This is a genomic window from Ruegeria sp. AG7 (assembly GCF_056541545.1).
Genome location: NZ_JBQFYP010000053.1, coordinates 1 through 907, shown reverse-complemented (window position 1 = coordinate 907; position 907 = coordinate 1). Strand labels below are relative to the sequence as shown.

The 907-nt window shown below is 62.2% G+C and carries 1 protein-coding gene; it reads right to left on the bottom strand.

Features of this window, described 5'->3' with window-relative positions; translation table 11 throughout:
* Positions 1–907 (bottom strand): IS5 family transposase (locus ACR0BF_RS20320; protein WP_480625671.1); only part of this gene is annotated, 907 nt, incomplete at both ends.

The following is a 907-nucleotide window of genomic DNA, read 5'->3' as shown; positions in this document are numbered from 1 at the left end:
GACGGGTCATGCGGTTGAGGGCTTTGACAGCGATGCGGGCTTCGGTTGTCTGGGTCTCCATGTTGCGGCTGCGCAGTTCCAGTCCGATGACCTGTTTGTATCGCCCGATCTGGGCCTCGCCGCGCGATCTCTGACCATAACCGGTGGCCTTCTGCCATGCCATTCGGCCAGTTTCGGTTATCATGTCGATATGGGCGTTACGTGCCTGGCAATCTCCGGGAACGGCGTTCTTCGGCGGCGGAATAATCAGCTCGACATCCGGGCCAAACGCATGCCGGATGGTCGCGGCGGTTGGTACACCATCATAAGCCCCGTCACCGATGAAACGGCGCACCGGACCGGACACCTCGGCAAGAAGGTCGGGCAGAGCGCCGGTGTCCCCGACCTGCTGGGGTGTCAGGCAGGACGCCACAAGCTCGCCGCTCTCCAGATCGAAGCCGATATGCAGTTTGCGCCATATCTTGCGGGCCTTCGGCAGCCCGTGCTTCTCACGCATCCACTCGCGGCCACCAACGACACGCAGCCCTGTGCTGTCCACAACCAGCGCGATCGGACCACTGGCTGTCTGGGTGTCGGGCGCGATCTGAAGCGATGGCGCACGCCGGAAAAGCGTCGAAAAATCCGGCACAGGGAGGTCCGTCTGCATGAGCCGCAGCAGACTGCGGACAAAGCCCTGCGTTTGGCGAAGCGGTAAGCCGAACACGGCGCGCAAGGTCAAGCAGGTCTCAATCGACAGATCAGAATATCGTTGTTGACCACCGCGCTTGCCGGAGCGCACTGCGCACCACCCAGACACCGCGTCTTCGCTGAACCAGACCGTTACGTCACCACGCTGGCGGAGCGCCTCGTTGTATTCGGCCCAGTTCGTCACACGGTACTTTGCCTTCGCAAACTTATCCCGCCGCGA